Origin of the sequence: Pseudarthrobacter sp. NKDBFgelt (genome assembly GCF_046097905.1) — a bacterium.
GTDB classification, from domain to species: Bacteria; Actinomycetota; Actinomycetes; order Actinomycetales; family Micrococcaceae; genus Arthrobacter; species Arthrobacter polychromogenes.
In genome coordinates, this window is record NZ_JBJURL010000127.1 from 1 (window position 1) to 5886 (window position 5886).

Annotated in this window: 7 protein-coding genes; 2 read left to right on the top strand and 5 right to left on the bottom strand. The window is 67.9% G+C overall.

Features of this window, described 5'->3' with window-relative positions; genetic code table 11:
- The 3 genes from ACKAE7_RS20195 to ACKAE7_RS20205 form a co-directional block, all read right to left on the bottom strand.
- A partial coding sequence (locus tag ACKAE7_RS20195; RefSeq protein WP_408980124.1) for a polyketide antibiotic transporter occupies positions 1–1366 on the bottom strand: 1366 nt, incomplete at its 3' end.
- On the bottom strand, positions 1366–2325 hold the full coding sequence (locus ACKAE7_RS20200) for an ATP-binding cassette domain-containing protein (RefSeq protein WP_408980125.1): 960 nt from the start codon (positions 2323–2325) through the stop codon (positions 1366–1368). The genes ACKAE7_RS20195 and ACKAE7_RS20200, both read right to left, overlap by 1 nt.
- 186 nt (positions 2326–2511) lie before the next feature.
- Entirely contained in the window at positions 2512–3561 is a 1050-nt protein-coding gene (locus tag ACKAE7_RS20205; protein WP_408980126.1) for a helix-turn-helix transcriptional regulator, read from the bottom strand.
- A gap of 120 nt (positions 3562–3681) precedes the next feature.
- Here ACKAE7_RS20205 and ACKAE7_RS20210 point away from each other — a divergent pair, with 120 nt between their 5' ends.
- Positions 3682–4080 carry a DUF1304 family protein gene (locus ACKAE7_RS20210; protein ID WP_190611189.1) on the top strand — a complete coding sequence of 133 codons (399 nt, stop codon included), beginning with the start codon at positions 3682–3684 and terminating at the stop codon, positions 4078–4080.
- A gap of 131 nt (positions 4081–4211) precedes the next feature.
- Positions 4212–4646, top strand: a complete 435-nt coding sequence (locus ACKAE7_RS20215; protein ID WP_408980127.1) for a nuclear transport factor 2 family protein — start codon at positions 4212–4214, stop codon at positions 4644–4646.
- Positions 4647–4732: 86 nt separating this feature from the next.
- On the opposite strand, the gene ACKAE7_RS20220 is transcribed toward ACKAE7_RS20215, so the two are convergent.
- Together ACKAE7_RS20220 and ACKAE7_RS20225 are read right to left on the bottom strand one after the other, a co-directional pair.
- On the bottom strand, positions 4733–5635 hold the full coding sequence (locus ACKAE7_RS20220) for an excalibur calcium-binding domain-containing protein (protein ID WP_408980128.1): 903 nt from the start codon (positions 5633–5635) through the stop codon (positions 4733–4735).
- A 66-nt stretch (positions 5636–5701) separates the two neighbouring features.
- A partial coding sequence (locus ACKAE7_RS20225; protein WP_408980129.1) for an excalibur calcium-binding domain-containing protein occupies positions 5702–5886 on the bottom strand: 185 nt, incomplete at its 5' end.

Here is a 5886-nt window from a genome sequence, read left to right on the forward strand (position 1 = left end):
TCTGGTGAGCAGCGACATGGAAACCTCTTTGTTTTGTGTCAGCGGGTGCAGGGCCGAAAAGCCTGGTGGCGGGCCCGTCGGAGGTCCCTGAGACAGCCAGGCCGACGGCGGCAGCGGCTCCCGCCGTCGTGGAGACCACGGCGGCGGAGACCGCGGCGACGAACAGGTTGGCGCCCAGCCAGCGGGCCCGGGATACCGGCGCTGACAGCAGGATCTCCGCCCTGCCTTCCGCCTCCTCGGCACGCATCCGGAGGACTGACTGGATCCCGGCGGCGGCGGCGAACACCCCGGCCATGCCCAGTAGCGCCGTGACGAACACGTCGATCAGTCCGGCCTGCCCGCCGGGCACCAGCCGCTCGATCATCTCCTTCACCGGCCCCAGGCTGGATACCGTCTCAGTGACTGCCGGGCCAAGGGCACCCGCCACGGCACCCAGGGCTCCCGCCGCAATGCACCAGCCAGCCACCGTGGCCCGCTGAAGGCGCCACGCCAGGCCCACAAAGGAGGTGCCGCCCACCCCTGCGCGCTCCCTGCCGGCACGCTCGGGCAGCAGGCTGGCACCCACGTCCCGCCGCCGTCGGACCATCACCGACACGGCGCCCAGGACGGCTGCGGCAGCGAGCGGCACCAGCAGGAAAGCCAGGTCCGGGCTGGTGAACGGCCGCGTGCGCTGGCCCCAGCCGATGGGCGAGAGGAGCGACAGCCAGGCACTTGTGACGTGCAGCAGATCCGCTGACGGGGTCCCCAGCGCGTCCCCGACGCCCCGGACCAGGTAGGCCACGCCGACCAGTCCCGCGGCGGCACCGTTCGCGCTCCGTCCCGAGGGCAGGGCCTGTGCGGCCACGGCCGCAAGTGCCACAAAGAAGATGCCAACACTCCCGACGGCGGCACCCGCCGCAGCCGAACCGGCTGCGGGCAGTCCGGCCGCAATGAAGGCACCGGCCACAAAGACGGCCAGCACCAGGTTGGCCGCGGTTCCCAGCAGCAGCGTTGCCGCCAGGGAGGCGGCCCGCTGGATAGGCACCGAACCGAGGAGTTCGGCCCGTCCCAGCTCTTCATCCGAGCGCGTGTGCCGCACCACCAGGAAGGTGCTCATCAGGCCGGCCAGGACTGCGGTGAACGCGTAGCCCTGGAAGAACACCACCGCGCCCACGCCGGTCCCGTCCGGCAGGCCGCGGAGGAACAGGAACGCCGGATTCGCTGCCGCCAGGGTGAGGATGGCGGCCTGCGCTGCCTCATCCCCGAACTGGGTGGCGACGGCGGTGGAGGTGGCGAAACTGAGCAGGGTGATGCCCAGGATCCAGACCGGCAGCGCCACCCTGTCCCGCCGGGCCTGGAACAGGAGCAGACGCAGCACCCCGGACATCACAGCACCCCGCTGTCCGTACGCTCGCTGCTGTCCTTGCCGTTGCCGGCCCGCTGCTCTCCATTGCCGTCGCTGTAATGGCGCAGGAACAGGGACTCCAGCGACGGCGGAGCCACCGACAGGCCACTGATCCCCGGTTCCGCGATGCCGGCCAGGACAGCCCCGAGGTCCCCGGGGTCGGCGTCGAACTCCGCGGCGCTGCCGGCGATGCTCACCCCGTGGGTACCGGGCATCGCAGCCAGCCGCGCCGGATCAGCCAGCCCGGTGACGCGGAAATGGGTGCGCTGCAGGTGCCGCAGCTCGCCCAGGGTGCCCGTTTCCACGGCTGTCCCGGCGCGGATGATGGTCACCCGGTCGCAGAGCTGTTCCACTTCGCTGAGGATGTGGCTGGACAGCAAAACGGTGGCTCCATCCCGGCTGACCCGCGCAATCTGGCGCCGGAACACCGCATCCATCAACGGGTCCAGGCCGGCGCTGGGCTCATCCAGCAGGTACAGCCGCGCAGGACGGGCAAACGCCGCTATCAGGGCGACCTTCTGCCGGTTGCCCTTCGAATAGGTGCGGGCCTTCTTGCGGGGATCAAACTCGAACTCCGCGATGAGGTCGCGGCGCAGCTTGTCGTCGGCACCGCCGCGCAGGCCGGTGAGCAGATCGATAACTTCGCCGCCCGAAAGGTTCGGCCACAGGCTCACGTCGCCCGGAACGTAGGCAACGTCCCGGTGCACGCTGACCGGGTCGGCCCACGGGTCCAGCCCGAAGACGCGGGCGGTGCCCGTGGTGGGCCGGATCAGGCCCAGGAGGATCCGCAGCGTGGTGGATTTGCCGGCGCCGTTGGGACCCAGGAATCCGTGCACCTCCCCCGGCGCCACACTCAGGTTGAGGCCGTCCAGCGCCCGGGTTCTGCCGAAGTCCTTAACCAGGCCGCGGGCTTCGATAACGGGTTGTGCTGCTGCATTCATCGGCAGTCCGCTCCTTGGCTCGTCACGCGAACGCCCTTGGCGGCGCCAAGGCGTTCCGCAGGAATTGACTGCGGGCCGACCAGGCTTCCCGGCTCTCCGATCCACAGCATACAAGCGCCCGCACCGGCGTGGAAGGGCCGTACAGTACTGGCGCCGTGGCGCGTTTCCAGGGCAGCGCCGGGGCCTTCAGGCCACCAGCCTGGCCACCAGTTCGCCGCGGCTCCCAACACCCACTTTCTCGAAGAGCGACTTCAGGTGGTCATGCACAGTGTGCGGCGAGATGAACAGGTGCCGGGCGATGTCCGCCGTCGGATTACCGGACAGCACCTCCAGGCAGACCTCCTGCTCGCGTGCCGTGACGCCATACGCGGCCAGCAGCAGGGTGGCCAGGTCATGGGTGGTTGCGGGCTCCACGGTGACCACCATCTGCTCGGGATCGTCACCGGTGATCAGGCGGCTGGCCTGCAGCACCACCCAGTTGTTCCCGGCGTCGCGCATCCTGGCTCTGGCCGTACCGGACACTGCGGCGGAGGCCTGCGCCACCAGCGAGTACAGCACCATGCTGAAACGGCCCGGCAAGGCATCCTCCACCCCGGCCAGCCAGGAAACGGCGGCGGGGGTTGCCGCCCTCAGTTCCCCGTGCGGGCCGGCGATGACAATCACAGGCCCGACGGCGGCTGCCCGGGCTGGGTGCCCTGCCCTCACGGCGATCCTGGTGGCTGCCGCGAGGGTGGCTGTCACCGCAGCCAGGAACTCCACCTCGCGGTCCGTGAAGTCACGTCCGGCATCGCGGAAGATGCTGCCGACACCCCAGCAGGCATCGTCCAGCCGGAATGCCGCCCGCAGTTCGTGCTCCAGGCCCTGCGGCTTGAGCAGGTCATTGATCCGGACACTGCGGACCACCTCCCGGTGCGGGGCGTCGGACATGCGTGCGATGGGACGGGGACGCCGCAGCAGCTGGGCGAAGGTGTTCGGTTCGTTGCCCGCGTATTCAGTCTCGGCGAAGCGGGCCGAGTACTCCACGAACTCCTCTTTCCGCACCGGCCACGGCTTCCAGTTGGTGATGGACGTCATCACCAGGGTTTGGGGGTCGACGCCGGCCCAGCACCCCTGCTCGAACGGCACCGTCCGCTGCACCACGGCGAGCGCCGCAGGGTAGAGCTCCGCCAGGTTCATTCCGCTGGTGGCCAGGGCGGCGATGTCCCGCCGGGCACGCTCAGCGCGCTCCTCCCACATAGCTCCAGTATCCGCCCGGGTGGCCGCACCGCAATCCCCCAAAGTGGGGAATCCCCGAGCACCCCGGAACACCCTGGCAGGGGATGGGGAAGGTGAGCACCGGCGTCGTACTCTTCCCTCATGAACCCCGTATCCCAGCTCTTCGCGGTCCTCGCCGCCGTGGTGTACATCGCGGTATTCCCGCTGGAAAGCTTCCTGATGCACCGGCCGTGGGCGCAGAAGTTCCTGAGTACACCGCCGCGGAACGTTCCGGCCGTGATGATGTGGGCCATCCCCACCGGGTTCCGGAACCTGGTGATCGGACTGGGAGTCCTGGCGGGGGTGGCCGCGGTGAACATGGGCTACCTGGTGGTGGGCTACACCCTGGTGGTCTACTGCTGCCTGAACATGGTGCTGACCGCTCCGGCCATGTTCCTGGCGGACATGCTGGGCCACTATCCGAAGAAGGGCGACAGCATTCCGGGCACCCTGGGCGCCACCGTTCCGGCCCTGCTGGCACTGGTGACGCTGCCGTTCTGAAGCAGGGTAGCCGTGTCCGTTGACAGCATATTGCGGCGGACGTGCAATTAAAGTGGTTCCGGCAGCAGCCGAAGCCAATCCACGAAGCGGCCCCCGCTTCCGTGAGGCCGCCCAAAAATTGGAGGTCCACAATGGGACAGGCACGCGAAGTCATGGACCGTCTCACCACGGCCATGGACGAAAAAGACAAAGAGACGCTGGCCCGGTGCTACGCCGCCAACGCTGTTGCCTACACCCCCGACGAGGGGGAACTGACCGGGCGCGACGCCATCACCAACTATCTCTTCCACTTCTGGGAGTCGATGCCCGACGTCCGATACGAGCACGGTGACAGCTACGAGGCCGGGAACGTGGCCATTGACGAGGGCTTCGTCGTAGGGACAAACACCGGGCCGCTGAGCCTGCCGACCGGAGAGACAATACCGGCGACAGGGAAGCAGATCAGGGTCCGGAGCTGCGATATCGCCCGGGTCGAAGGAGGCGAAATCACGTCCCACCACTTCTACTTCGACCAGGTGGAGTTCCTGGGACAGCTCGGACTGATGCGCGAACTGACGTCGCACTGACAGGTGGAACGCCAGGACCAACCAACAAAAATGCCGTGGACACCCTGCGAGGGTATCCACGGCATCGTATTGCTGGGCGCAGATGGTCAGCGCTCGCAGGCCACGCCGTCGGAGTCGCCATCCATCCCTGGGCGGTAGCCCGGCTGGCCCCGGTACAGCGGCGCCGCTCCCGCTGCCTTGGCAGCTGCGCAGTTGGGGTAGTAAACGGACGACGGCGCCGGCGCTGCGGGAGCCGGTTCAACGGGGACAGCCTGGCGGGCTGCTGCATCCCGTGCCGTCTGCTCAGCCGCTGCCTGGGCTGCAGCTGCTTGTGCTGCCTGTTCTGCGGCAGCCTGCTGAGCCGCAGCTTGATCAGCTGCAGCCTTGTCCGCCGCAGCCTGCTCAGCAGCGGCCTGCTCAGCGGCGGCTTGCTCAGCAGCAGCCTTTTCTGCCGCAGCCTTTTCTGCTGCCGCCTTCTCGGCAACGACTCGCTGTGAATCGGCCTCAGACATCCACACCAACCGCTGGTCGCTTCCCGCAGTGCAGATGAGCGTTTGGTTGTTGTGCTTGCGCGTCTCAGCAGCCGTAGCGCAGGTGGAGTTGGCAGGGTTCGTTGCCGTTGGTGTGGGAGTTGGCGTAGCCGTTGCCGTTGCCGACTGTTCAACGGGACTGACCAGGGTTGCCTTGTCCGTATCCACGCGCGGGGCAGCGGTAGCACCAACTACGCCCGCACCCAGGATCAATGCAACAAATCCGGAAACGGCTACCAGCCCGCCGGACTTGCGGTGCGGCAGCCCCACCCAGGACCGGCGTTTGAAAAGGAATGCATAAAGCCCGGTGAGCAGGGCAGCAAGGCCAAGAATAAACAGCACCATTCCCAGCCCACCCACCAAGGCGAAGGGAATGAGCAGGAGCAGCAGCACTGCCGCCACAATCCAGAAAAGAACGGTTGGTTTCCAGCGCTGCTGCGGCTGCGCAGGAGCATATGGGTGGTTCGAATAATTGGTCATGTTTCCCCCTAGGAAATGGTGGTGATGGTGATGCACATGGGGCGTGTAATACCCCAAGCCAGTGGGTCAGCCTTCGCAGGCGACGCCGTCAGAATCGCGGTCCAGCCCGGCCCGGTAACCTGCCTGGCCGGCGAAGATCGGGGCAGCACCGGCAGCGCGGGCAGCGGCACAGTTGGCGTAGTAGGCAGGTGCCGGGGCAGCAGGGGCAGGCGCGGGAACCGCCGGTGCGGGCGCAACGGGAGCCGGAACCG

What these genes read in the sequence shown, in the direction of transcription:
- ACKAE7_RS20215 (WP_408980127.1), top strand. Translation starts at nt 4,212, where the DNA reads ATGGGACAGGCACGCGAAGTCATGGACCGTCTCACCACGGCCATGGAC.
- ACKAE7_RS20210 (WP_190611189.1), top strand. Translation starts at nt 3,682, where the DNA reads ATGAACCCCGTATCCCAGCTCTTCGCGGTCCTCGCCGCCGTGGTGTAC.
- ACKAE7_RS20220 (WP_408980128.1), bottom strand. Translation starts at nt 5,635, where the DNA reads ATGACCAATTATTCGAACCACCCATATGCTCCTGCGCAGCCGCAGCAG.
- ACKAE7_RS20205 (WP_408980126.1), bottom strand. Translation starts at nt 3,561, where the DNA reads ATGTGGGAGGAGCGCGCTGAGCGTGCCCGGCGGGACATCGCCGCCCTG.
- ACKAE7_RS20200 (WP_408980125.1), bottom strand. Translation starts at nt 2,325, where the DNA reads ATGAATGCAGCAGCACAACCCGTTATCGAAGCCCGCGGCCTGGTTAAG.